Origin of the sequence: Micromonospora sp. D93 (assembly GCF_018070365.1) — a bacterium.
GTDB lineage: Bacteria > Actinomycetota > Actinomycetes > Mycobacteriales > Micromonosporaceae > Micromonospora > Micromonospora ureilytica.
This window is the reverse complement of the sequence record NZ_JAGPXW010000030.1, coordinates 69,605-94,941: the sequence shown is the minus strand read 5'-3', so window position 1 is coordinate 94,941 and position 25,337 is coordinate 69,605. Positions and strand designations below refer to the sequence as shown.

Sequence of the window (25,337 nt, the reverse complement as noted above, 5' to 3'; positions counted from 1 at the left end):
TCGCCCACCATCTGCGCTGGTCAGAGTGGCGACGGCGCCATCAAGCCCGCGCCCGACGATCCCACTACACCCGACGCCTCAACCTCGAACTCCAACCATGATCACGAACGGCGGCTGCCGTACTAGGTTGGCGCGGGCCACGATGGTGCCAGGGTCATGGGGTCCTTTGTGGCGCTCGAAGTCATCGACCAGTTCCTCGTGGATCGCGATGGCGCTGACGGGATCTCCGGCTGCTACCCGCCATCGGGCGGCAAGACCGCGGATCTCCAAGATTGTCGGATGATGGGGCGGCAGATGCTGCATCGCTGAGGCCAGCAGATCGTCGAAGTACTCGGCGGCACCCAGCGGATCTCCGCGTTTGCCTTGACGGACTCCGGCCAGGATCAGTACCGGGTGCACGACCGATCCGATGAGCTCGCCGTGGTCGTAACGCCGCAGCGCGTCGACGTTGGCCCGCATCGTCAGGGCGAGTTCCGCACTATGCCCGCCGTTGAGCCAGTACTCGAGCAGCAGATCAGCAGCCGCCCAGACCACCGACGAACGACGGTCGACGTCGAGTTCCTCGCGGGTGACACGCTGCACGAGCGCATGGATCCGGACGATGTCACCGTCGTGGCGAAGCAGGCTCAGCCGATGCAGCGTCAGCAGGCCGTCCTGAAACGCATCGATGTCGACAGAAGTGAGGGCACCAGTCGCTCCGGCAGCCGAGTGCACCGCGTAGGAGAGCCAATTTCGGGCAGCGTGCCCGGTCACGAGGCCGGCCAGGATGCTGTCGGAGTCCAGAACACTGAGCAGCTCCATCAACGGCCGGGCGACACCTGCCGGCAGAAGCCGATCTGCGACGTCCATCGATAGTGACCAAGTGGTCGCGACCGTGTGACGGTGCTCGTCGGGTAGTTCGTCCGGCTCGGGTAGCAGTTCGAACAGGCGCCTGCGTCGGTCCGCGAATCGGTGCCGGTACTGGCTGCACCGTAGCTGCCGATCAAGCATGAACGCCGCGGCCTGGGCAAGTGCGAGCGGCAGTCTTTGCAGGTCGTCGACAACGCCGTCGATGTCGTCAGCGAGTACATGGCGTTGCTGGAGTGCCAAGCGCAAGTAGTCGACTGCCTGTTCGGCGCTGAAGACATCCACGTCGACGACCCGTCGCTGGGATCCCGTAAGGGCGGCGTCACGACGTCTGGTCGTGACGGCGACTCTTCCGGCAGGTCCTCGCGGCCAGAGACCGCGTAGGTCGGCAGTCGTCTGCAGATCATCGAGGACGACAACCCAGCCGTCCTGCGTGGTTGCCAGCCAGACGAGAAACCGCTCGGCTGCCAGTTCGACACTGTCCTGCGGGCCGAGCACCTCACGAGCCGCCTCCGCATAGGTCGCCAGTACCTGATCCCGAGACGTCGCGGTCACCCAGACGACCACGGCGGAGTCTGGGCCGTAGGCGCGGACGAAGTCAGCGGCGAGTTGTGTCTTACCGACGCCACCCAGACCCGTTAGGACAACTGTCTCCCCGGGGCGGGCATCATCGTGGATCCCGCCACGCGGCTGAAATGACGCCGCGAGGGCAGGCACGAGCCCGACACGGCGTGGTGCCGCAACCCGCCGTCGGTCCACAGTGTGCTGTATCACCGCAACCGCTGGATCCAAGCCGTGCGGCGCGGGAGAGAGCGCGCGCGTCAGGGTTTCGATGAGGGCCTGGACTGCCTCCTGGCCGCAGAAGCGTCCGACCCATGCCCGCCCGAAGAAGTCATCGACCAGACGCGGCTGGTCCTTCAAAAGCGCGGAGACTTCCTGCAGACCCCACGGGACGAAGGCAATCCTGAGCCCGGCCAACCGCTCGGTCTGCTCCCGGATCATGATGTCGAACGTCGTGTCCTGAAGATCGAAGGAGGTGGCGAAGTAAAAGGTCGCCGTCCGATCGGCCCATTCACCCTTCAACAGGTCATCGACAGCCTTCCTGATCTTGGCGGGGGTCAGCGACCTGACCCTGCGGGACTGCAGGGCGATGTAGTCGCGACCGCGGCCCCCATCCGGAGTCAGGTCGATCGGTAGCCGGGCGTAGGCATCGATCCCCGCCTGGGCCTGCCCTCGAACGCCGAAAAGCTTGACGAACTGCAGCGGCTGGACCGTATCCAACAGCCTGACAAACAGACGCTCGGCGTCAGCCCAATGCAGGTCACCGATCGGCAGCATCTGAGCCCGGGTGTCAAGCGGTGGCGCTGGAAGAGGCCCTGCAGGGGCAGCGGCCCACGAGAGCGCCTCGGCCCGGTTTGCAACCTCCACCTTGTCGGCGTGAACCATATCGGCCTCCCCTCGCCGCGACTTGCCGACCGCCCCGACTGTGCCGGGTACCGACCACCTGCTGGCACTTGCCACGAACAGGCAGCCCCTCCACAACACCCGCACCCACCGTGGCATGGTGGGCTCCGCGGTTAACCGCCGTCCGGACACTCACCACCAGGCGCCTGCTAACAACGCCGCCACGGCCAGCATCAGCAGCGCGAAACCCGGCACCGCCCTTCGCCGCCTCGGACAGGTCTCGTCGCGCCACCCAGTTGACCATCGCTACTCCTTTAGGAATAACCGAAGACGCCAGTGTGAGGCGCTTACACCTGTGGTTGCCTGCCCATCCGCGCCGGCGCCCTGTCAGGTACACGACACGAGACCGCCGCATCGAGTCGTGCGATCCAATCCGACGGCGTCGTCGCAGTAGAGACCGACGACGGCTTTGGCGTGATCAACATCCACCTGCAATCGGGGGGCGCCTTCCAGAGGCCAGCGACTGGTAAAACAGACCTTCGGGCGGCCCGCCTCCTCCCGCTATAGCTGGAGACCTGCCTGATGATTACGAGTGCCTGCGCCACAGCGTGACGGGGTGTAGCAGACTCGACCGGTTATGAATCCGTAGCAGCACGTCACTGAAACCAACAGAGACCAGACAGCCACGTTGTGTGCAACTTTCGGATACTGACAGCAATCAGTGTCGCTCGTAAGCTTCCGACTACCGCTTGTTGAGAGTTCACCTGCGGAGGGGTCGGTGCTGGACGCGAAACAGCATCAGGGGAAGTTCGGCGAGGACTACGTTCGAGTGCTCGCCTCGGCAGCCGGGTTGGTGGTCTTCACTCAGGACAACGACTCGGACGGTGTCGATCTGGGGTTTCGTGCGACAGGCAGGTACGGCCATGTCCAGTCACCCATGATCGAGGCGCAGGTGAAGACCTGGTCGAGGCCCACCGAGTCGTCTGGTCGGCTGCACTACCGCGGCCTGAGCGAGTGGCAGTTCAATAAGCTTGCCGGGCCGAACTTTAGCGTGCCGCGCTACTTGTTCCTCATCTGCGTGCCGCTGGATCCGCTCGAGTACGCAGCCTTCCGCTCCGAGGGCGTCTTGCTGCGGCATCTCGGCTACTACGTCTCGCTCCGGTCCGAGACGCCGATCGCCGAGCCCAACCGTCAACGTCACCGGCCGGTTCAGGTGCCGACCGCGAACGTCTTGACCGCCCACGAGTTGCGCAGACTGACCGAGTCCCGGACCGCGTGGTAGCCCCCGGCATGACGACCGCGCTGCGCGTCGATGACATCGCGTCGTACTTGGCGGAGGCCGGCTGGCTGCGCGCGCCGCGCGACTGGCACGGCACCGAGGTGTGGAACCATCCGGACGACTATGAGGTTCTGGTGCCTGCCCACGACAACTTCGGCGATGCCCGGGCCCGGATCAACGAAGTTCTGCGTTGCCTCGCGATTGTGGAGAGTCGTCCGGTTCCGGAGATCACCGCGGAGATCGCCCGGCCGGATCTGGATACCCAGTTCTTCCGGACCTTTCCCGCTGCCCGGGACCCGGGCTACACGTCGGTCGCCGAGGGTTACCGCGCTGTTCAAGGTGTGCGCGACGTCCTGGCGATCGCCACCCGCACCGTGGTGCAAGGCCCGCATTTCAGCTTCGCCGGCCGCCCACCCAACGTGGTGGCGGACCTGCTGCACGTCGCCGAGATGGGACCGACCCGAGCCGGCAGCTATGTGCTCGAGGCACGCCTGTCCGCTCGCGCCACGCTGCCAGGAGGCGTCACCGGCCGCACCGTTACTGGGCAGATCCACGAGGCGATCGCTGCGGCTGAAGAGGCTGTATCGACGGGTCGTCTGTCGGCTTTCGGGCACGAGATCGTAACGGCCGGTCTCTCAGCGAATCTTTGTGCGGCGCTGAGTGAACTGGGCGGCGTCGGCCATGCGGCACCGTTCGAGATCAACTTTCGCTGGGGCCGTGCGGTGCCCACTGATTCGAGTACGAGCAGCCACCTTTTTCCGGCGGGTGCGGGGGTGCTGCTACGCGAAGCCGCCGATCAGCTCCGCACCCTCGATGCCTCCGGAGCAGCGACCATCACCGGCCGGATTGAGACGCTGCACCACGGCACGACCCGCGACGAGTATTGGCGCATTAGCGTGCGCGGCGGGTTCCGCGCCGGCGCTGGGCCGGTCCGTCGGCGCAAGGCTTGGGTTCGCCTGCCCGACCAGGCGGCCTACGACCAGGCGATCGCGGCACACCACCGTCAGCTCACCGTCCGGGTTTCCGGCGAGCTGTCTAGTTCCACCGGCCGGGTCGAGCTAGTGCCCGAGCGCAGTTTCGACGTCATCGACTGACCCCACCCCCCTTGCTAGACCCGCTCAGGAGGCTGACGTGACCCCCGAGGAATTGACGAACCGGGACCAGATGACGCTCTTCGCGCTGCTCGCCGTCGCCCGCCCAGCGACCAACCGCGAGCTTCGCGATATCGCCGGGCTTGAGATCGATGCCGGCAACAAGCGCCGCCTCAAGGGCTATTTGGAAAGCACCAAGCGGGGATCGACCACCGTGCACGCCATCACGAAGGCGGGTCTTGACTGGTGCCTGACGGCGATGTCGGCCGCCCGGCCTGCGGGCACAAGATTCCCTGCCGGGCCGGTCTATGCGGTCTTGGCTGGCCTGGGCACCTACCTGGTCCGTACTGATCAGGACCTGGAGGTTCTGTTCCAGCCCGACGCGGAGTCCTGGATCCGGTCCGTTTACGACGAGATGACCGTCCGGCGCAAGGGCCAGTACGTCCGCCTCGCCGAGGTGCGCAAATGGCTAGACGATAGCGTGGATCTCACCGCCGAGTTGGACCGAATGGTCGAACAGCCGGACGTCCATCTGAAGGCTGAGCTGGACCAGCGCAAACTCACGACCGAGGACGAGCAGGCAGCCGTCCTGATTGGCAGCGAGCCGCGTCACCTACTGAAGATCGCGTCAGTATGAGCGTCGAACTTGAGGCGCTGGAGGCGCTGGACATCTCAGAGTGGGCACCGACCAGAGACGAGATCTGGGCTCTCCCCGGCTACCACGTTGATAGCCTGCATCCGGAGGTGACCCGTCGACTCACCAAGTCGATCGACGGGCTCTCCCGGGGGCGCCGACCCGTCACCGCTGTCGTCTTGGGCGAGCGGGGTTCCGGTAAGACCCATCTGCTCAGCTGGGTTCGGGAACAGGTCCAAGCCAAGAACGGCTATTTCTTTCTGCTGAAGCCGGTCGCCGGAACCTCGGCTTGGGAAAGCGCGGTCGGTGACACCTTCAGCGGGCTGCTCCGCGGGTCCCCTGGTGGGCTGAGTCAGCTCTCACGCCTCCTGGCGGTCATCGCTGATGCCGCCGGTCTCGGTTCGGTGATCCGCGATGCGACCAGCGGGCGCGGTGAGCTGACCCGGGAGCGGCTGGAGGAATTCCTGGCTGGCCTCCGTTCCTTGGACCTCGAGGTTGGCATCTCGGCGTCGGACACCGCCCGCGCCCTCGTCCTGCTCGCCTCAACCGGACCGACGATCCAGATCGGGCACGGCTTTTTTCTCCGGCCGGAGGCACACGACGCGCAGCGCGCGGATTGGGGCATCAGCGGCCCTCGCCCGTGGCAGTTAGTCCTGCGCGATCTCACCCATCTGATCGCGCTGGCCGGTCCCATCGTCTTCGCCTTCGATCAGCTCGACTCGCTTGCCCACGAGTCGACGGTCGCGCTAGCTTCGCGCGGCGGTGCCAGGGAGTCCTCGACCGCGCGGCGAATGCGCGACGACATCGCCACCACGCTGATGGAGCTGCGCGATGAGAGCCGCCGGACGCTCATCGTCGTCGCCTGCCAAACGGACACCTGGAAGATGATCTCGCGCTCCACGCTGCTCTCCTCCCGGGACCGCTTCGAGGTGTTGCCCGAACTCGGCGCCATCCCCAACCTAAAGACGGCGACTGCCATCGTGAGCAGCCGGTTCGCGCATGGATACGCCTCTCGAGGCTTCACTCCGCACTACCCCACTTGGCCGATCACGCCAACGGCACTTCGCCAAGCGCGTCAGCGGTACACCGCACGCCAACTGCTGATCAGGGTCAACGATCACGTCACGAGTTGCATCGAGAACCGCCGCGTGACCGAGATGACGACTCTGACCGAGCCCGCCCCACCAACCCCGCCGCCAGCAGCGGCTCCGCAGGCCGGCGCCGAACTTACCGCCGCCTTCGAGCAGCTTCGGGAGGCTGCCGACGACCAGCCCCTGCTGGAGCAGGTCCAGAACGATGCGATGCCGAAGCTGCTGTCCGCCGGGCTGCGCAGCCTGGTTTTGGAGCTGGGCGGCAGTCCACACCGGTTTGCCATCGAGGAGGACTTCGGCGCATCAGCGGAGTTGCACGCGAGGCTCCTCCTGACGCTCGATGAGAAGACCGAGCAGGAGGTGCACTGGTCGTTCCGGGCCATCGCCGCGACCCATCACACGAGCTTCCAGAACCAGCTGAAGCGAGCTATGACCGCCGCTGGGCTGGCCGAAGGGCTGCCGAGCCGTCGCCTGGTCGTCCTGCGTAACAGCGGCTTCCCGCGTGGTCGGGTTACGGACGAGTTGAAGGCCGAGTTCGAGCGGCAAGGCGGTGAGGCTCTTCCGGTGACCGCGTCTGATTTGCGTACGCTCGCCGCGCTACGGGCCATGTTCGAACAACGGCTGCCGGGGCTGCACCAGTGGGTACGGGAGCAGAAGCCGGCCACCAGGTTAGAGATCTTCCAGTTCGCACTGGCTAGCATCCGCGAGAACCTTGGCGAGCGCGACAACTCCACCGGACTTACCCCGACGGACCACGACGCGATCCTCGTCGGGGAGACGCAGCGCGGCCGCCGCCCATTCACCGTTGAGCTCGGAACGCTGCGGAAGCACACGATTGTCATCGGCAGCACCGGGTCGGGCAAGACGGTCCTGGTCCGGCACCTCATCGAGCAGTGCGCGCTGCGCGGGGTTCCCGTCGTCGTGGTGGACCCGAACGACGATCTCGCCACGCTCGGCGACCCGTGGCCGGCTCCACCGAAGGGGTGGGGCGAAGCGCAGGAACGCGATGCCCGGCGCTACTTCTCCGAGACCGACGTCGTCGTCTGGACTCCGGGCCTCCGCAACGGTCGCCCGCTGACCTTCCATCCGCTGCCCGACTTCGGTCCCTCGCTCGGCAACCTCGACGAGCTCAGCAGATTGATCAAGACCACGGTCTCTTCGCTGGAAGCTCCGGCCGGGGTGACCGGAGGACCGCAGAGGCGTACCCAGCAGAGGTCGATCCTTAACCGTGCGCTCGAGTACTACGCGAAGACTGGTGGCCGGACGCTCGACGACCTGCTGGACGTGTTGAACGAGCCACCCGATGGGGTCGCCGACAGCGCCGACCGTAGCCGACTCGCCAAAAACATGGCCGCCACGCTGGACGCCGCGAGAGACACTGACCCCTTGCTCGACGAATCCGGCACACATGTCGATGCCGCCGCGCTCCTGACCCCAACGGCCGGAAAGACCGCACGGATCTCGGTGATCAACCTGGTCGGTGTCCCCCAGCCACAGCGGCCCGGCTTCGTCAGCCGCTTGCAGGCAACCCTGTTTAGCCATTTCAAGGCCAACCCGGTGCGCGATCAGCCGCTCGGCGGCCTGCTGGTGTTGGACGAGGCCCAGATCTTCGTGCCGGCCACTGGCTCGAGTGCGAGCGGTGAGATCACTAAGACCCTGATTGCGCAGGTCCGCAAGTATGGGCTGGGCATGCTACTTGCCACTCAGATGCCGAAGGGTCTGCACAACAGTGTCCCCGGCAACACCACCAGCCAGTTCATTGGAAGATTGACCGCGCCAGTGCAGAGGGCCGCCGCCGATCAGATGGCCGCGGCCCGGGGCAGCACCTTCGACAACATCTCTCGACTCGAACCCGGAGTCTTCTTCGGCGCCACCGAGGGCACCTCGTTCAGCAAGATCGAGGTGCCCTGGTGCCTCAGTCATCACCGCGACGCGCTCTCCGAGGATGAGGTACTACAACGAGCCCAGCGGCACCCGGATGGCGGGACTCGGCCTATGCCGTAGCGCACCAAGACGCTCGGGGTTTCGCGAGCGGACAGGGAGTGCCGATTCCACAGGCCTCGGGCTTGCAGGCGGGGGCGGACCGATGCGCTGGCAGCGCGCTGGATGGTCGTCGTCGAGCAGGGCGGCGACGAACCGGGTGAGGCCCGGCACCGTGGCGGGGGGTCTTCGATGACGACGGCCAGCGGCGCCCTGGGCGCTCCTTAGGCCGGAGGAATCACGACGGCGAGGTCCCATGCCGATGACGGATCAGCACCTCGGCGGGGACCGGATGCGATGGTACAGGCGCCGCGGCAGGAGATCGCACCGTTGCTGAGGTGGCCACGTGACCACCCAACTGAGGTCGCGGTGCACGACTGAGGGGGCGACGCGGGATGACCTCAAGCGAAGTGAGTGCCTTGGCGGTGTTGCAGCCTCACCCGCGCTGCCTATCTGGGATGGATACGGACTTGCCGGGATCCCTAGAATCAGCTTGTGGGTGCCGACCGCATGATCCAGGCCATCGTTCTCGACGCGAAGCCTTTGGAGCGAGCGTCGAGCCGAACGTAGCAACCATCGAGAACTGGGCAGCCGCCTGCGAAAACCATGATGCACAACTGTGGATTCCGGAGATCGTCGCGTGGGAGCTCGCCCAACGGGTGCAACACCAGGCAGATGAGATGGCGCACAGCCTTGCTGTCCATAACGCTAAGCGGCACAAGTGGGGGTTTCCGCCGCTGAGCAAACCGGCGCTGTTCACCGAGGTTGAGGTCATCGATCGGATTGAGCAAGCCGGTGCCATAATAGTACCCCTGACGGGGGACGCCGCAGTGGCAGGCGTCCGTGACCAGGTACTGCTACTCGGTCCGGCAATTCGGAAGAAGGATGTCAAAACAGGGGCTGCTGACAGCGCCTGGATCCGCTCGGTGATCGAGCACCACGGCTGTGGAACCGAAGATTTGATCCTGGTTACTGGAGACCAGCAGGCGGTTGAGAAGACGTGTGCCGCCCTAGAGGTGGATGTGCCCCGGATTGCAAAGCACCTCGGCGAGGTCCAACACCTCCTCAATGAGTCGAGTGCGGCTACAGCCGAGCAGACCGAGAAGTACCAGAAGCTTGCTCAGCAGTACTTCACGGGACCCGATTTCACCGGATCCGATCTCATCGATCTACTCGGCTTGAGTCGTCGGGAGTGGTGGGACGTGGACCTAGGCTTAGACTATGGCACCGGCTGGGAGCTGCAGCAGAAATATGTTACGCCGGGGACACTCGATGTCATCAGTGAGGTGCAACTCGACAATTGGTCGGGCTCCACGTCGGAGACCGTTCGTATGACTGTCGCAGTCGAGGAGCAATACGCTCGGCAGGATCAATGGGGGGACCTGCCGGAGTTTCGCGTCTTTTGCTACGAGGGCTGGGTGGAGGGCCGCCTCACCATTTCGCCGACACTGATAGTGGCGTAGGCACGCTGGAGGACTACCGCCTTGGTGTCGAAGACGGCTCGCTCGCATCGCAGCCGATGTAACCCCTTTCCCTGCGCAGCGCAGCGCTCAGGTGTCGTTTGGCCGCGTGGCCCAACGCGATGCCGGCGTCTTCCCGGTTGAGGTCGCGGTGATACGGCTGGGCGCAAGCCGAGGGCGTATCGCCTCCAGATCCTCGTGCTACCACGCCTTGGCCGGCAGAGGTGACGTGACCTTCGACATCAGGACAGGGCGTCTCGCCGCGTCCCTGACGGACCCTCGACCTGCGGACCAATTACTTGGCCGGACGCTCACCGAACGGGCCGAGAATGGAGGACCGCAACAATAAAGATGGCTACAACCCCGGCGCTAGGCGGTAACAACCACCACCATCCGAAGGGACTGCCATCGTGTACGCCCGAGACCCAGGCCGCCGCAATCGCGAGCGTCCCGGCAGCTAAGAAACTAACTATCGGCGGCATTAGAAGTCGTATCGCCAAGGCACGGCGACGTGCAGCGCCAGCACCTGCAGTGGTGTACATCTGCCGCTGACGGCCTTGACTGCTCGTGATCACCGAGCCAGCGCCGAGCCAGACGAGGAAGGCTCCGACTGCGCCTGCCGACGCCGTCCAAATGCCGACGGTCAACTCAGGCAGCCGCTTGTCGAGGAGTTCGGAAGTCTGCGCCGTCGCAGCCTGCCGTGCCACGGCGGCGCGAAATTCTGCGCGAGACGATTCGCTTAGGTTACCAAAATCAAGCAGGGCCAGAAGAGATGCATCAGATGCCCGCAGCCCGTACCGCTTGGCTACCGCGCCGTCGGGAGAAATTACCATCCCCGGCATATTGCCGCCCAAAGTTACATCGCCAGACACCGTCGTCACATCGAGCGAGTTTATCGCCGACGTCTTTCGGTCGAAATCCAGAAGGCCAACTTCGTCGTTATGCATCAGACCCGGATCTGCACGTGCCTCATCAGAGCGCAGGTCCTTGGAAAGAGCTACTATGTTAACCGGCGAAGAAGTCTCTTTAGGTAGACAGTTCGGGTGCTCCATAGGGACTTTACTGCCTGACGCACGCATACATCCGATCAGCTTCTCGCCGGTGACGCGCAGCGTATGCGTATCTTCCACTGGAAGCTGGTAAGTGATGGCATGGCTACCGCCCAGCCTGGTGTAGTCCTTACGGAGTGCATCAGCACCGGAGCTGGTGACGTTGTAAACAAGAAAGGAGCCAACTGGCTGAACGGCGGGCGAGGATCGGATGCTCGCTAAGCCGGCATGGGTGATGTATGCGGAATAGTAGGAGCTCCCAAATACCAATAGTGATACGAGCGCGCCTGCCAGGGTGAACGGTGCCGTCAAAGCGAGGAGTATACGTCGGGTGGCGGGGGGGACCGTAAACGATGAGAGCGGCACAGCCAGGAACGGTACAGCGAGCGTCAGCAACGCGCCGCCAGGCACCGCCGCCGCGACCGGCAGCACGTCAACGAACGGTAACAGTAAGAGCATCAGGCCAACAAAGGCTAATACCCAGCCCAGCCACGGCAGTGCCGGCGTTCTGATGCCATAGCGGGGACGATATCGCTCGGCGGCAACGGCCACGCCGGACCCAATACCCGCCCCTGCCAAAACCACCGACAACATGATTGCTAGTGACGACCATGGAATGATGACCGAATTCCATTCTTGGCCGATCAGACTCGCTGCGGTTTGCGGGGTGGAGGAGAGGACAGTAAGCGCAAGCGCGGCACCCGCAACCAGTCCGCCAACTGCTGCCCCTAGTCCGACTAGACCCGGAAGCATGCGAGCCTTGGCTGGCTTTAGCCCCGCAGCAGTTAATGCATGTGCCTCCCCACGCCCTGCGCGGGCAATCACCACCAACATCAAGAGGGCAAGCAATGCGGCGAGCACCACCACCACCCGGGACACCTGCCGGAGTGCGGGGAAGAAGGTCGCTTCGTATTCCGTTGCTCTGTCGGCGGCGAGGATCGTTGTGGTGCGAGCGGCGAGGTCTCCGCGAGTTATCAAGGGCTCGAGAGCGGGGTCAGAAAAGGGTCTCTGGTCTGTCAGCCAAAGGTTTGTCCATGCAGGGGGAAGAGTGGGATCGAGAATTACCACGCCATCATATGCAATGTCCTCGGGCTTAAAGACGATTCCGGCAACCCGGGCCGTCCGTTGACCAGACTCAAGGTTCACGTCGACCTTGTCGCCCACCGACACGCCTAGGACATCGGATAGGTGAGCCGATAGCGTGGCCTCTCCCATTTGATACGGATGCGAACCGCTCTTCAAGACTCCAACAGGCAGCGGATCCCTGAGCACACGGACCGAGGTCAAACTCTGCCGCTGACCTGACGTCACCGTTCCTTCACTGTCTTGGACCGGGTGTAGATCCTGGTGGGCAGCCAGAGCCTGAGAGGCCGGCCCGGGGTTCAGAACCTGCACCGCGTACTTCTGACCCCCGTTGTCTGCAAGGACTGATACTGCGACTGCTTCGCGAGCAGACTGAGTAAAGGTTGCGAGTGCGGTGCCTAAGACACCAATCGCAAGAAAGGTGAATAAGATCGCGAGAAATAGGCCCCGATGATACAGCGAGAAGCGCAGCGCCAAGCGCATCAGGATTCTCATACCTTGAACTCTGCTGGGACTGCGCAACCATCCGCGAGGATCAGGCCACGGTCCATCACACGAGCGATATCGATGTCGTGCGTGGCGACCAGGACGCAGACTCTCTGCTGCGATGCCAAGCCACGAAGCAAATCTGCGACGATTCCAGAGTTCTCACGATCGAGTGCTCCGGTCGGTTCGTCGGCAAGAATGACGGACGCGCCGACCACCAAGGCGCGGGCCAGGGCTACTCTTTGCTTTTCGCCGCCGGACAGCTCACCCGGCAGGCGCCCCATCTTTTTGGCAAGGCCGACCAAGTCAAGAGCCGCCTCGATTCGCTTCCCCTCAACTGGCATCCCGCGAACCTCACGGACAAGACGCAGATTGTCCCGGACGGTGAGGAAGTCAATGAGTTGGTAATCCTGATGTATGAACATCACTCTCGGATCAGCGGCTCCACGGTTTGTACGTACCGGAGTACCGTTGATTTGCACAGTGCCGTGATCCGCTTTTTGCAGGCCGCCGAGGACTCGCAGCAGCGTGGATTTTCCGCTGCCACTTGGACCCATAAGCGCTACCGTTTCTCCTGATCCAATCTCGATGTCTACTTCGATTAAGGGCTTAGACACAACTCGGCGCCCGGTTACATATGACACGCTGATCGAACGGCATGACAGCATTTAATGCGCGGCTCTCTTGGAAACTGGGGTCCGGAGAATGACACCCGAGACTAATCGGACTCGTCATATCACAGCGGAGACAGCGGCCGGTTGCCACTGTCTCCGCTGTGAGGTCGCATATCTCAGTAGTCTCTGAAACTGACGCCGACGCGCTCGTAATTTCCAGTAGCCCAGGCGCTGTAGTAGTTCTTATTAATCGTGCGGAACCAGGACGTCTCCTTGTCGCAGCACCCCAGCATGTCAACGTAACCACGGGCCTCACTCGAGGGACCGAGTGTACTACAGTTCGCAATCACGCGTACCTGATCCGGATTCCAACTCTCGACCTTTACATCCTTATACGCGGTGCAATTGCCGGACGCTGCGGTCGCCGGCGTTGCCTGCAGTAGCACTACCGCGGTGCCACCGAATAAGGCAGCGATGATTGCTGCCAACCAGAGCTGCCTTACGCGCATCCGCATCCCACTGGTCCCCGTCATGCTTTCCTCCGCGCTTCGGTGTCCACGAAAGACAGGTAGATGTCCGTATAGCAACCCGCGCATAGGACGTCCTGCACGGTGCTTTGTTCAGCCTGTCATCTAGCACGAACAATGTCTATGACAGTGACCTAGATCACATCAGGCCTAGATTCGCTCTTGACATACCTCCCGCTCGTCCCATCTCATTGCAGTGGCAGCGATTGCAGGTAAGCAATGGCTTTGAACGAGCTGTTCCTCGTCGTGGGTGCTGCCAACTACCATTGGAGGGCTCTTGAGACTGTCGACAAGCAAGACCGAGACGCGTTCGGCTCGGGCCAGGAAGCGGAGGCTGGCCGGAGCTGCGATGGCGGTTTCCGTAACTGCGGCCCTGGTATCCATTGCGACTCCCGCCCTGGCAATCACGCCTCCTGTGGATGGGCCCGCTACGGCGAATATCGTGCAGTCCTTCGCGAACGGGGGAGGTTGGCCTGTTCCGCTGAGGACCGGTAACAGCGGATTCGGCGAGCAGCATATCCGGATCGGCGGTAGCACCGGCAATACCGCGAACCACGAGTTGACAAGTTACGCCAAAACTCAATGGGCGCAGGCTCTCCGAAAGCCCTGGATCGTGGGACGCTTCCCAGGCTCCGAGGTTTATAGCCACAGATACACCACCTCGGGAGGCAGCAACCGGACTATGTGCGTAGTTGTCGACACCAACGACTTCAACTACGCGGGTGGCAACTATGGCTATAAAGGGATTATCACGGCGTTCTGGATAAGCGGAAGCTACTCGACAGCAACGTGCAACAGCAGCGCGGGTTAATCGCGTTCCGCTAGGCTGACTTGGTCGAGCCGGTGCGTCATGATGGGCAAGCCCGTGACGCACCGGCATCCAAGGAGGGGCCAAAACGATGCCACACAGTGTAACTGGGCGCGTGCACTTTAACCCGGATCGGTCAATGCGTCTCGTACTCACAGCGCCCACCGGCCTAGTCGAAGCTGGGTGCACTAAGCGCTCTCTGGATCTCGGCCAGATGGCGCAGGATGCAGCTTCCCGTATTTACGGGCCCGACCCGGTCGACGTTACCCTCCTAGTCGACCAACCACCGTGGCTAAAGCAAGGGATGCTTGTAAGACACGCATCCGAAGCTGACGACCCAGGCGAAGTACGTAGTCACCCCTATGGTCAGGTTGTCGGGTTCCTGCCGGTCGGCGGAGTGCTGGTGTGGCACCCAGAAACGGGTGCAGGTGTGTATGCCCCAGAGGATCTCGTGATATGCGAGCCGGAGTCTATTGGCGCACACATTGTAGAAGAAATATTGAGACGAACTGGAATTGCTCCGATCGCAGAGCACTGATTAGGTTGAACTTTTGCATCACATGGAAAACGTGATCAGGAGCGACAGGTAAATCTGTCGCTCCTGATCACGTTCGGCTGCTCCAGTAGAGGTCAGACGTCTCTCAGATTAATTCCCACGCTCTCGAAATTCCCTGAGGCGTAGGCACTGTAGTAGTCTTTATTGATAGTGGTGAACCATGTCGTCTCTTTGTCGCAACACCCCAGCATATCAAGGTAGCCGCGGGCTTGAGTGCCACCAGCGATGTGCGTGCACCTGGCGATTACCCGAATATCGTCGGGCTGCCAGTCCCTGATCTTCACATCTTTCCTGGCACTGCAGTCTCCGGAAGCAGCGGATGCTGGAGCGCTTTGCGTCAGCACGATCCCGCCTGCGACAACTCCTAGTGCCAACGTGGCGTGGGCAAGCTTCTTCGCTTGATTCCAGATGACAATCACCCCCGAATTGCTTCCTGGTCTGCTCGACCCAATTAGTCGAACTCTGTCAGGAAGACCGATGTAAATCTATGTCACGTTCACACCCTTCGGCAAGACGTGGCGCCGAAAACCTCTGATTGGACCTGGAGTCTGAGAGCGTGTGCGAGAGCGCGTATGGTTTGTGGGGTTGGTCGAGTGTGTCACAGAGTGGGTCCGGTCGATGTGCGTAACTCGGTCCGTAGATTGGCATGAATCGAGTGCGGCGGTACCCGTCTTACCTGACCGACGTCGAGCGGGAGATCGTCGAGCTGATGCTGCGGTCCCCGCAGTGGATGGGCGGACCAGAAAAGCACGCCCGCCGGGCGATCATCGACGCCATCTTGTGGTGCGCACCGGCTGTGCGTGGCGGTACCTGCCGGTCGACTTTCCGCCACGGCAGACCGTACGCGCACTTCACAGGGCTGAACAGGCGGGGCGTGACCGAGCGTATCCTCACCGAACTACGTGAGAAGATCCGGGTGGCTCACGGCCGTGAGCCCGGCGGGGATCATCGACTCCTAGAGCGTCTAAGGCGCCGACACCGAGCCCTGCGGCTACGACGACGGCAAGAAGATCAACGGCCGGAGCGATTCATCGTCACCGACATCCTCGGCCTACTGGTCACCGTCTGGGTCCTCGCCGCGTCCTGGCAGGACCGCGACGGCGCCAAGGGCGCCCTGCTCGCCACCTACGCGGCGACCCCCATCCGGCACGTCTTCGCCGACTCCGGCTTCGCCGGCCACCTCGTCGACTGGACCCGCGACCTGCTGCGCACCACCATCGAGATCGTCTGCAAGCCCGGCGACCAGCAAGGCGTACGCCGCTGGGTCGTCGAACTGACCCTGGAATGTTTCACCGCCCACCGCCCGCCGCCCGCCTGGCCCGCGACTACGAGCTCCTACGAAATGATGTTGGGCGTGCCCCCGGAACGTGATGATTGTTCACTCTGGATGTGAGGAGGGGTGAGCAGCCGCCGTGGATCGTCTCGGACGAGCTATGGGCCGAGATCGCGCCGCTGCTGCCACCCCGACCACCACGCCGGCAGCGCTACCCCGGCCGCGAGCCGCTGGATGACCGCAAGGTGTTGTGCGGGATCCTGTTCGTGCTCTACACCGCGATCCCGTGGGAGTACCTGCCCCAAGAGCTCGGGTTCGGGTCGGGGATGACCTGCTGGCGCCGGTTGCGGGACTGGAACGACGCCGGGGTGTGGCAGCAGCTGCACGAGGTGCTGCTCGGCGGACTCCGCGCCGCCGGGCAGTTGGACATGTCCCGGGCGGTGATCGACGGCTCCCATGTTCGGGCACTCAAGGGCGGCCCAAAACCGGTCCGAGCCCGGTCGACCGCCGCAAGCCAGGCTCGAAACACCACGTCATCACCGACGCGGGCGGCATCCCCCTCGCCGCGACCCTGACTGGCGGCAACCGCCACGACGTCACCCAACTGCTGCCCCTGGTCGACAAGGTCCCACCCATCAAGGGCATCCGCGGCAGGCCACGACAACGACCGCAGCGGATCTATGCAGATCGCGGCTACGACTTCGACAAGTACCGCCGTGAGCTGCGAACGCGCGGCATCACCCGTGATCGCCCGACGCGGTGTCCCACACGGCTCTGGACTCGGCACCCGACGCTGGGTCGTGGAGCAGAGCATCGCCCTGCTGCGCTGGTTCCGCCGCCTGCGAACCCGCTGGGAGATCCGCGACGACATCCACGAAGCCTTCCTCACCCTCGCCTGCGCCATCATCTGCTGACGCCGACTCCAACACTCAAAGAGTTAGGAGCTCTAAATGCCAAGCTCAAGTGCCGCGAGGAGACCGTACCGTGGCGGAGTTGGTTGATCAGGCACCCGCTACAGCCGCGCGCAGACGTGTAGCGGGGTCGCCAGAGGTCACCGTCCGTCCTTGTAAAGGCGCTTGCGATGAGACAAGCGCTCGCGCGCTTCTGCCTCGATCACGCCTGGGTTCCCGGACCTCAACTCCACCGAGGCAGAACTGTTTCCACTACCAAAGCTATCGGCACTGGTCCTCAATGTTGGCCGCAGTCAGATGCGCATGGGGGTGCTCATTCGTCAGTAGGTGTGGCAGTCGACCGAAGGGATGAATGCTATGAAAAGCCACGGCGTGACCGTAAAGCGGTGCGGTTGCCTGCACCCCGAGACCAACCGCCCGCTGGGCAAGACGTGCCCGAAACTGTCACAGCCCGATCACGGGAGCTGGTACTTCCACTGCTCGACGCGGAACCTGTTAGGCCAAGTCGAACGCGTCCGGCGGGGTGGCTACGCGTCTGAGGAGGCGGCCCGCCGGGCACGTGACGAGCTGCTGGCTTTGTCGCGAGAGGAACAGGCAGGCAAGTCGTGGACCGTCACCCGATGGCTGCGCTACTGGCTCGCGAACCGCAAGCGCATTCGACCCACGACGAAGATGCACTACACGCGCGACATCGAAAACTTCCTGATCCCCCACATCGGTCATCTGATCCTCGGTGACCTGAACCCGCGGCAGCTCAACGCCGCGTTCGCGCAGATCGCCAAGACTCGTAATCGAGCCGAGCAGTTGCACACAGCCTGCACGTTGCAGCACATCCACGCGACACTGCGGGCGGCCCTGACCGGCGCATACCGAGAGGGCCTCATTGAGGACAACCCGGCCGCGAGAATGGAGCTACCTCCGCGGGAGTGCACCGGCCCCCCAGCCGTGGACGGAGGCCCGCATCGCCGAGTGGAAGGCCACCGGCGAACGGCCGACGGTCGCGGTCTGGACGACGGCGCAGCTCGCCAGCTTCCTGGACTACGTCCGCGACGACACCCTGTACCCGCTGTGGTGGCTGTTGGCTGTGCTCGGACTGCGACGTGGTGAGGTCGCCGGTCTCCGATGGGCCGACGTCGACCTGCACGAGGGGCAGTTGTCCGTGGTCCGGCAACGCACCACCGCCGGCTACGAGGTGCACGAGGGCCCACCCAAGTCCAAGGCCAGCCGTCGCGAGCTCGCGCTCGACACGCACACCATGCGGGTATTGAGGCGACATCGCGAGCGGCAACAGGAGCGCCGGACCAGGCGCCTTGGCACGGGCATGGTGTGCCACAACAGCGGCTACGTGTTCACCAGCCCCGACGGACTGCCACTGCACCCCGGCTACTCACCCAACGCCTACGCCTCCTGATCGGCCGCGCCGGACTCCCACCGATCCGCCTGCACGACCTGCGGCACGGCGCCGCCTCCCTCGCCCAGTCCGCTGGCGTGGACATCAAAACCATCCAACACCAACTCGGGCACTCCAACATCCGCCTCACCGCCGACACCTACACCACCGTCCTCCCGCCGGCAGCCCGCGAAGCAGCTGACGCCACCGCCACCTATCTCATCGCAGCTAGCAAGCCGGGCGCGGAGATCAAGCGGCAAATCGGACTCACCCGCGACACCGACCACCAGGAGGAGACGGCGAAGACCACGCCACGCCAAGAACCGGACAACAACAGAATGAAGGCCTGCCGGCAGCGCAAGATCAAGCAACGGCGCAAAGCAACGCGGCGCCGCACCTACCGCACGGCACCCAACTGATACCTGCGTAAACGCAACACCGATGATGAGACGCAGGCGAGCACGACCAGGCCAACTCTCGACGAGCGGCGGCAACCGAACCCCGCGAGGCTGCCGCCGTTCGCCCGGGCGTTGGCCTGGTCGTGCGCGCGTCACCTCGGGCCTACCGAGGCATGATCACGTTCGCACGCACTTTTTCACCAAGGCCGCTTGCGCTCTTCAAAGGGCGGGTCGAGGACCTTCAAGTTGATCTAGGTCGGTCGGGTCATCGCCAGCATCGCGTTCCCGCCGAGCGAGGCAGGCGCGACCCGTGGCCCGCTCTCGTCGAATCGGTGAGCCGGCTTCCCGGCGAATGAACCGCGGCGACTGCCGACCTGATCACTCAACTGCCGCACTCAACAAGTTCTGCCATCGCTGCGGCCGGGCCATCGCGTCGGCCGCCCGATCGACGGGCTGGACGGCGTGCCAACCAGCACGTCCACCGTTCGTGGATGCGACCGCAGGTGCCAGCCACGTCGTCTCGGGAAGCCCACTTTCATACGGAAGCATATGACGCATAATGAGATGCTTTCGCCGCAGGGCCTCCTCCAGCGCCGAACCAAGGCGAAGCCGCTACTTGCGGAAACGAACGAACCCGCGCTCTCGGCGTCCCATTTTCGCACCCAGGAATCCCAACTAGTGAGACGTGGCTGCTCCGTGGTTGCTCGGACGTCGGGGAAGCCTCTTGAGGGGTGTAACCGCCAAAAAAGGGCCTCTGACCTGCGCAAACGTGTGTCACAACCGTGTCCCACACGTGACCCATACGAAAGCAGGGAATATAGCCGATTGGCTATATTCCCTGCTCAAGTGGTGCGCCCGAAGGGACTCGAACCCCTAACCTTCTGATCCGTAGTCAGATGCTCTATCCATTGAGCTACGGGCGCTTGTGCTCAGCCAGTCTACACACCCGGCTTTCGCGCGGAGACTCCGGGATTCGAACCCGGGAGGGGCTTTAAGACCCCAACCGCATTAGCAGTGCGGCGCCATAGACCAGACTAGGCGAAGTCTCCCTGGTGATCCTCAGACCACCGCGCCCGAGGATACAGGTCGCCACCCACCGGGAGCAAAACGACTTCCGGGGTACGCCCACCAGGACCCGCCCGCCCCGGTGATTCCCCGCTGTGCGACGGCGTGATCGGGACTACGCTCCATCGATATGCAGGAGCAGCCGCCCAGCGAGTCGACCCGTCGAGAGCCTGCTGAACGAGCGCGTGGGCGCTCTCCACGGGCCACCTTCAGGCCGCCGACCGTCGCCGAGGAGCCCAGCGAGACAGCGGAGCCCGCAGAGTCGGCGGCGACGCCGGCAGCCGCCCCGGCGAGCCAGCGTCCTCGACGGGCCAAGGCTGCCCCGGCGGTGCTGTTCCAGCCTCCGGAGCCGGACCGCCCCCTGCCCCGACAGCCCCGGCCCGCACCGGCCGAGCTGACCGCCGACGCGAGCGCGGAGCAGCCCGGAAAGCCGAACGGCGAGCAACCGGGCCTCGTGACAGGCGTCGCATCGACACCGCCGAGGACACGGACCGCCCCTGTTCGCAAGACTGCCCCCCGAAAGGCAGTCGAGACGCCTGCCGAGGTGACCCCGGCCACGCCGACACCACGCAGGCCCGCCGCAAAAACCACCAAAGCCATCAAACCGACAGCCGCGAGCACCACCGAAGCGCGGAGCACCACCACAGCCGCGAGCACCACCGAAGAGGCAAGCACCACCGAAGGGGCGAGCGCCACCACACCAGCGACCCCGGTCAAAGCCGCGAAGACCACCAGGCGCGCGGCCACCCCACGCAAGAGCGCCAAGCCCACCCCTGAACCCGTGGCCGCCCAGCAGTCGACACCTGCCGACCAGCAGCCGACACCCGCCGCGCAACAGACGGCACCCGACACGAACCAGGCGACACCTGCCGTGCGGCAGGTTGAGCCGGCTCTGGGGCGTACCCCGGAATCGGAAGTGCGCGCGGTCGCCGCGCGCGTGCTCGACCACCCGGGCTTCGCACCGGAGCTGTTGGCTCTGGCCGCGGTGCGGGCGCTGGGGCCCGGCGCGGCCGGGTGGGCCGCGGGGTTGCGCACCCGGTATCCGGACGCCTCCGCGGACGGCCTGGCCCGGTTGGCGACCCGGCGGTTCGTCCGCTCGGCGGGTGCGGGTGGGGCGACCGCCGCGTTGGCGGGCTTCTTCGCGCCGCTGGCCGAGTTGGCGGCGGTGCTGTGGACGCACTCGGAGTTGGTGCTGCACCTGGCTGCGGCGTACGGCAAGGATCCGACGCATCCCGACCGGGCCGTCGACCTGTTGGTGCTGACGCAGGTGCACCCGGATCGGGCGAGCGCGGCGGCGGCCCTGGCCGCCGCCGAGACGGCGGGTGACCCGGTCGAGGGGGCGTGGCCGCGCGCGGCGGAGGCGGCGTGGCGGTTGGCCGCGCCACTCACGGCGCAGGCCGGCGGTTGGGTGGCGTTGCGGCTGGTGGCCCGGTTGCTGCCGGGTGCGGCGGTGCTCGCGGCGGCGTTGGGTGACGCGGCGGCGGCGGACCGGCTCGCGGCCCGAACGGTGGCCGTCTACCGACCCGGGCGGCGTTGACCGGTCAGAGCCAGTCGAACCACTCCCGGGGCAGCAGCGCGTAGCCGACGAAGGCGAACACGTCGAGCACTGTGTGCGCGATGACCAGCGGCATCACCCGCCGGGTGCGCAGGTAGAAGAGGCTGAACACGACGCCCATGATCGCGTTGCCGACGAACGCGCCGAAGCCCTGGTAGAGGTGGTACGAGCCGCGGAGCAGCGCGCTGGCTGCGATGATCGCGGCCAGCCGCCACTGGAGTTGGCGCAGCCGGGTGACCAGGTAACCGACCACGATCACCTCTTCCAGCACGGCGTTCTGCACGGCGGCGAGGATCAGCACCGGGACCGCCCACCAGACCGGCGGAAGCGCGGCCGGCACCAGCGTGGCGTTGAGGCCCAGGTGGGCCGCCACCCAGAACAGCGCCAGCCCGGGTAGCCCGATCAGCGCGGCCAGGCCGGCTCCGCGCGCCACGTCCTGACCGGGCCGCCGGGCGTCCAGGCCGAGGGTCCGCGCTGGGTCCCCGGGGTCACGGCTGAGCAGGTGTACGGCGAGCAGCACTGGCAGCAGCGCGAACACGATGCCGAGCAGCTGGTACGTGAGGTCCAGCCAGGGGCGGGCCGACGCCGACGTGTTCAGCGAGGCGGTCTGCTTGGAGAGCGGACCGTCGGCGGTCAACTTCGCGATGATCGACACCATCGCGTAGATCGCGGACTGGCCGAGGGAGAGGCCGAGGACCAGCAGCGTCTCGGTGCCCAGCAGTCGGCGGGACACCGGGCGGGTCAGCTCAACGGTCACCGCACCACTCTGCCCGACGTGGGGTGGCCGTGACATGGCCGACCAGCCAGCATGAGCCGATCGCACATTCTGTGCGACCAGTCGACACTCTCCGTGGAGATTCTATGGGCGCCCGATCCGTTGCCGTCTGGAGAAGGAGCGTCCGTGGACAACCTCGCGCGGTTGCTGAAGGAGAGTTGGACCCTGGTCGAAGACGACCGGGTCCGGCTGAGCGGTCACTTCTACGCTCGGCTGTTCCTGCTCGACCCCGCCCTGCGGCAACTTTTCCCGGTGCAGATGACCGGCCAGGGCGACCGCCTACTCGAAGCGATCATCACGGCGATCCACACGGTGGACGACCCGGAGAGCTTCGACGAGTTCCTCCGGGCGCTGGGCCGCGACCACCGTAAGTACCACGTCGACGAGCGGCACTACGCCACGATGGGAGTCGCGCTGCTGGACGCCCTGCGCAGCACCGCCGGCGACGGCTGGAACCTGGAGTACGACCAGGCGTGGCGGGAGGCGTACGCGGCGATCGCCGGCCTGATGGTGGCCGGTGCCGCCTCCGACGACGACCCGCCCTTCTGGCACGCCGAGGTGTTGACCCACGAGCGGTACGGCCCGGACACCGCCGTGCTGACCTGCCGGGCGTTGCAGCATCCGCTGCGTTGGCAGGCGGGGCAGTACGTGAGCCTGGAGGTGCCGCGCTACCACCCGCGGGTGTGGCGCAACTATTCGGTGGCGAACGCCCCGAACGACGACAACGTGCTGGAGTTCCACGTGCGCTCTCCGGGGGCCGGCTGGGTGTCCGGGGCGTTGGTGCGTCGAGTGCGGCATGGTGACCTGCTGCGCCTGGCGGCTCCGATGGGGTCGATGACGCTGGACCGCGCCTCGGAACGGGACATCCTCTGCGTGGCCGGCGGCGTCGGGCTGGCGCCGATCAAGGCGTTGGTGGAGGAGTTGGCCACCTTCAACCGGACCCGGTGGGTGCACGTCTTCTACGGCGCCCGACAGGCGGGCGACCTGTACGGCCTGGCCGGGTTGCAGGAGTTGGTGGCCGTACACCCGTGGTTGTCGGTCACCGCGGCGTGCAGTGAGGATCCGGACTTCGACGGCGAGCAGGGCGAGATCCCTGAGGTCGTGGCCCGGTACGGCCCGTGGACCACGCACGACTGCTTCGTCTCCGGTGCCGCCCGGATGGTCCGGTCCACCCTGCGGGTGCTCGCCGCGGACGACGTGCCGCCGCCGCACATCCGCTACGACACCTTCGGTGACCTCTAGACGTTCCTCCCCCCACACCGGGGCGCGTGCCCCCGCCCCCTGGGGCACGCGCCCCGGTCCCTTCTTTGTCAGTAGCGCCAGGGGTGCCCGGACTCGCGGTATTCCTCCACCGGCACCAACGGCACGCCGGGTGCCATCCGGTCGACGTAGAGCCGGCCCTCCAGGTGGTCGATCTCGTGTGCGACCAGTCGGGCCATGCCGAACTCGAACGAGGTGATGATCCGGCTGCCGTCCCACTGGGCGTGCTCCACGTCCAGGCGCAGGGGCCGGGCCACCAGACCTCGGTGGTCGAAGAAGGAGAGGCAGCCCTCGTACTGCTCGTCGGTCTCCAGGTCGGCGTCGACCACCCGGGGGTTGAGCAGCACGACCGGCTCGGCCGACCGGTCGGGGGGTCGCACCACGGCCGCCGCCCGGTCGATGCCGAACTGCGGGGAGGCGACACCCACCCCCTTGCTGAACGGGTGCAGCTCGTCGAGCCGGGCCAGGGCCATGGTGAGCCGGTCGACCACGTCCCGGGCGACGTGTTCCTCCGCGGGCAGGTCGAACGGGCGGGCGCGCTGGCGGAGCAGGTCGGCCCCGCGTTGCACGATGCCGAGGCCGCGCATCCGGTCGCTGGGTCGGACCCGGGCGCCGCCGGGGCCGGTGTCCGGTTCGGTGTCCGGGCGGGCGCGGAAACGCCACTGCATCCGGTAGCGGGCGTTCAACGGCGGGTCGTCGGTCTGCCAGTCGTAGACCGCCCGGTCGCCCTCGTCGTGACGCTGCGGCGCCGTCCGCAGCGGGCCCTCCTCCGCGCTGAGCGAGGTCTCCACGCCCCAGACCTGCGGGTCGAGCGCCGCCGGCAGGTCCAGGCGTACGACGAGCTGCCGGGTGGGCAGCCGGACAGCTCGTTGGAACCAGGGGCCCCACTTGTCGTGCCCGACGCTGTACGCGTACTCGATGGTGGCCCGGTCACCCGGGTAGAGGGGGAAGCGCCGCTCACCGTTCTCGAAGAGCAGCCAGATCTCCTTGAACGCGTCCCGATCGTGTTTGGCTCGCCAGTGCATCGGCTCCGGGTCACCGCCGCCGTCGTCTCGACGGGCCTGTATCTGCAGCTCGGCGAATGTGAGGGGGTGCTCCCGGTGGTGCCGGTTGGAGCGGCCGGGGTCGTTCGGGTAGCGGTCGACGGCGACCCGGACCAGGTAGCGGGTGACCGGCTCGGTGCCGGCGTTGTACAGCTCACGGTGGATGACGCACCGGTAGCCGTCGTCGGCGTGGGTGAGGGTGGCCACTTCCCGTTCCACGACCAGGCCGGTGCCGGGTGGCAGCCACTGCCCCGGCAGGTGCGGCTCGCGGTGCGGCTGACCCGCCCGGGCGTGCCGTAGGTCGTCGTACTCCCGGAAGCGCTGCCAGATCGCGCCGCTGGCCTCCAGGACGGCCTCCGCACGGCGGGCGAAGTCCTCGGTCGGGCGGTGCCGGCGCCCCTCGACGTGGCTCACGTAGGACGGGTCGAACCCCATCAGGACGGCAAGTTGCTTCTTGGACAGCCCGCGCCCGGTCCGTTGTCGGGCGAGTTCGGCCGCGAAGGAGTCGACAGCCCGTTCGAGGGGTGAGGTCGTCATCAGCTTCCTCGGGGCCGGGGATACAAGTTTCACGTTCCGTACGCGAACACACACGCATGTGGCATGTTTTCGACACACCGCTTGACAATTCACCGATGACCGTCGATCGTGCGGCAGCGTTTTCCAGCACTGACTCCGGGTAGTACGCGGAGCGCTACTCCCGTCGGGTGCGGATGGTGACCTGGGCGTCAGAGATTTGACCAAGGTGAGCCTTCCCTTACG

The 25,337-nt window shown here is 65.3% G+C and carries 16 protein-coding genes, 2 tRNA genes and 2 pseudogenes; 12 read left to right on the top strand and 8 right to left on the bottom strand.

The window, feature by feature from the left end; translation table 11 throughout:
• Window positions 1-78: 78 nt before the first annotated feature.
• Entirely contained in the window at window positions 79-2,184 is a 2,106-nt protein-coding gene (locus KBX71_RS27160) for an ATP-binding protein (protein ID WP_210820622.1), read from the bottom strand.
• 844 nt (window positions 2,185-3,028) lie between these two features.
• Between KBX71_RS27160 and KBX71_RS27155 the strand changes: the two genes are divergently transcribed.
• From KBX71_RS27155 to KBX71_RS27135, 5 genes are all read left to right on the top strand, one after another.
• Complete coding sequence (locus KBX71_RS27155) at window positions 3,029-3,532, top strand: DUF4365 domain-containing protein (RefSeq protein WP_210820621.1); 504 nt, start codon at window positions 3,029-3,031, stop codon at window positions 3,530-3,532.
• 8 nt (window positions 3,533-3,540) lie between these two features.
• Window positions 3,541-4,623 carry a hypothetical protein gene (locus KBX71_RS27150; protein ID WP_210820620.1) on the top strand — a complete coding sequence of 361 codons (1,083 nt, stop codon included), beginning with the start codon at window positions 3,541-3,543 and terminating at the stop codon, window positions 4,621-4,623.
• A 37-nt stretch (window positions 4,624-4,660) separates the two neighbouring features.
• Window positions 4,661-5,257 (top strand): hypothetical protein, encoded by a 597-nt coding sequence (locus KBX71_RS27145; protein ID WP_210820619.1) that lies wholly within the window; start codon window positions 4,661-4,663, stop codon window positions 5,255-5,257.
• A complete protein-coding gene (locus KBX71_RS27140; protein WP_210820618.1) occupies window positions 5,254-8,349 on the top strand; it encodes a helicase HerA-like domain-containing protein in 3,096 nt (1,031 codons plus the stop codon). Before KBX71_RS27145 ends, KBX71_RS27140 begins: the two co-directional genes overlap by 4 nt.
• A gap of 656 nt (window positions 8,350-9,005) precedes the next feature.
• Window positions 9,006-9,788: a hypothetical protein gene (locus KBX71_RS27135; RefSeq protein ID WP_210820617.1), complete on the top strand. Its 783-nt coding sequence runs from the start codon at window positions 9,006-9,008 to the stop codon at window positions 9,786-9,788.
• A 308-nt stretch (window positions 9,789-10,096) separates the two neighbouring features.
• Here KBX71_RS27135 and KBX71_RS27130 read toward each other — a convergent pair whose 3' ends face one another.
• From KBX71_RS27130 to KBX71_RS27120, 3 genes are all read right to left on the bottom strand, one after another.
• Window positions 10,097-12,412, bottom strand: a complete 2,316-nt coding sequence (locus KBX71_RS27130) for a hypothetical protein (protein ID WP_210820616.1) — start codon at window positions 12,410-12,412, stop codon at window positions 10,097-10,099.
• Window positions 12,409-13,071 (bottom strand): ABC transporter ATP-binding protein, encoded by a 663-nt coding sequence (locus KBX71_RS27125; RefSeq protein WP_256442168.1) that lies wholly within the window; start codon window positions 13,069-13,071, stop codon window positions 12,409-12,411. The genes KBX71_RS27130 and KBX71_RS27125 overlap by 4 nt, the downstream gene beginning before the upstream one ends.
• Window positions 13,072-14,982: 1,911 nt before the next feature.
• Entirely contained in the window at window positions 14,983-15,327 is a 345-nt protein-coding gene (locus KBX71_RS27120; RefSeq protein WP_210820614.1) for a hypothetical protein, read from the bottom strand.
• A gap of 455 nt (window positions 15,328-15,782) precedes the next feature.
• On the opposite strand from KBX71_RS27120, the gene KBX71_RS27115 reads away from it, so the two are divergent.
• The 5 genes and pseudogenes from KBX71_RS27115 (at window position 15,783) to KBX71_RS33990 (ending at window position 18,901) form a co-directional block, all read left to right on the top strand.
• Window positions 15,783-16,301: a hypothetical protein gene (locus tag KBX71_RS27115; protein ID WP_210820613.1), complete on the top strand. Its 519-nt coding sequence runs from the start codon at window positions 15,783-15,785 to the stop codon at window positions 16,299-16,301.
• Window positions 16,302-16,324: 23 nt separating this feature from the next.
• Window positions 16,325-17,095 (top strand): annotated as a pseudogene (locus KBX71_RS27110) (IS5 family transposase).
• A gap of 345 nt (window positions 17,096-17,440) precedes the next feature.
• Window positions 17,441-17,788 (top strand): annotated as a pseudogene (locus KBX71_RS34000) (site-specific integrase); the annotation flags it as partial.
• Window positions 17,789-17,975: 187 nt separating this feature from the next.
• Window positions 17,976-18,503, top strand: coding sequence for a hypothetical protein (locus tag KBX71_RS33995; RefSeq protein ID WP_247684194.1), 528 nt, complete (start codon window positions 17,976-17,978; stop codon window positions 18,501-18,503).
• Window positions 18,500-18,901, top strand: coding sequence for a tyrosine-type recombinase/integrase (locus tag KBX71_RS33990; protein ID WP_247684192.1), 402 nt, complete (start codon window positions 18,500-18,502; stop codon window positions 18,899-18,901). Before KBX71_RS33995 ends, KBX71_RS33990 begins: the two co-directional genes overlap by 4 nt.
• An 826-nt stretch (window positions 18,902-19,727) precedes the next feature.
• Here the strand turns inward: KBX71_RS33990 and KBX71_RS27100 are convergent.
• Both KBX71_RS27100 and KBX71_RS27095 read right to left on the bottom strand, forming a co-directional pair.
• Window positions 19,728-19,803, bottom strand: a tRNA-Arg gene (locus tag KBX71_RS27100).
• Between the two features lie 35 nt (window positions 19,804-19,838).
• A tRNA-Ser gene (locus tag KBX71_RS27095) sits at window positions 19,839-19,929 on the bottom strand.
• A gap of 797 nt (window positions 19,930-20,726) precedes the next feature.
• Between KBX71_RS27095 and KBX71_RS27090 the strand changes: the two genes are divergently transcribed.
• Entirely contained in the window at window positions 20,727-21,482 is a 756-nt protein-coding gene (locus KBX71_RS27090) for a hypothetical protein (protein ID WP_247684176.1), read from the top strand.
• A gap of 4 nt (window positions 21,483-21,486) precedes the next feature.
• On the opposite strand, the gene KBX71_RS27085 is transcribed toward KBX71_RS27090, so the two are convergent.
• A complete protein-coding gene (locus tag KBX71_RS27085; protein WP_124822457.1) occupies window positions 21,487-22,257 on the bottom strand; it encodes a CPBP family intramembrane glutamic endopeptidase in 771 nt (256 codons plus the stop codon).
• 144 nt (window positions 22,258-22,401) lie between these two features.
• Between KBX71_RS27085 and KBX71_RS27080 the strand changes: the two genes are divergently transcribed.
• Window positions 22,402-23,517 carry a globin domain-containing protein gene (locus tag KBX71_RS27080; RefSeq protein ID WP_210820612.1) on the top strand — a complete coding sequence of 372 codons (1,116 nt, stop codon included), beginning with the start codon at window positions 22,402-22,404 and terminating at the stop codon, window positions 23,515-23,517.
• 68 nt (window positions 23,518-23,585) lie between these two features.
• On the opposite strand, the gene KBX71_RS27075 is transcribed toward KBX71_RS27080, so the two are convergent.
• A complete protein-coding gene (locus KBX71_RS27075; RefSeq protein WP_210820611.1) occupies window positions 23,586-25,115 on the bottom strand; it encodes a peptide deformylase in 1,530 nt (509 codons plus the stop codon).
• Window positions 25,116-25,337: the final 222 nt, after the last annotated feature.

Excerpts from the sequence above, each read along its gene's own strand:
- KBX71_RS27160 (WP_210820622.1), bottom strand. The coding sequence starts at position 2,184 with ATGCTGCCGATCGGTGACCTGCATTGGGCTGACGCCGAGCGTCTGTTT.
- KBX71_RS27150 (WP_210820620.1), top strand. The coding sequence starts at position 3,541 with ATGACGACCGCGCTGCGCGTCGATGACATCGCGTCGTACTTGGCGGAG.
- KBX71_RS27140 (WP_210820618.1), top strand. The coding sequence starts at position 5,254 with ATGAGCGTCGAACTTGAGGCGCTGGAGGCGCTGGACATCTCAGAGTGG.
- KBX71_RS27135 (WP_210820617.1), top strand. The coding sequence starts at position 9,006 with ATGGCGCACAGCCTTGCTGTCCATAACGCTAAGCGGCACAAGTGGGGG.
- KBX71_RS27130 (WP_210820616.1), bottom strand. The coding sequence starts at position 12,412 with ATGAGAATCCTGATGCGCTTGGCGCTGCGCTTCTCGCTGTATCATCGG.
- KBX71_RS27125 (WP_256442168.1), bottom strand. The coding sequence starts at position 13,071 with ATGCTGTCATGCCGTTCGATCAGCGTGTCATATGTAACCGGGCGCCGA.
- KBX71_RS27075 (WP_210820611.1), bottom strand. The coding sequence starts at position 25,115 with ATGACGACCTCACCCCTCGAACGGGCTGTCGACTCCTTCGCGGCCGAA.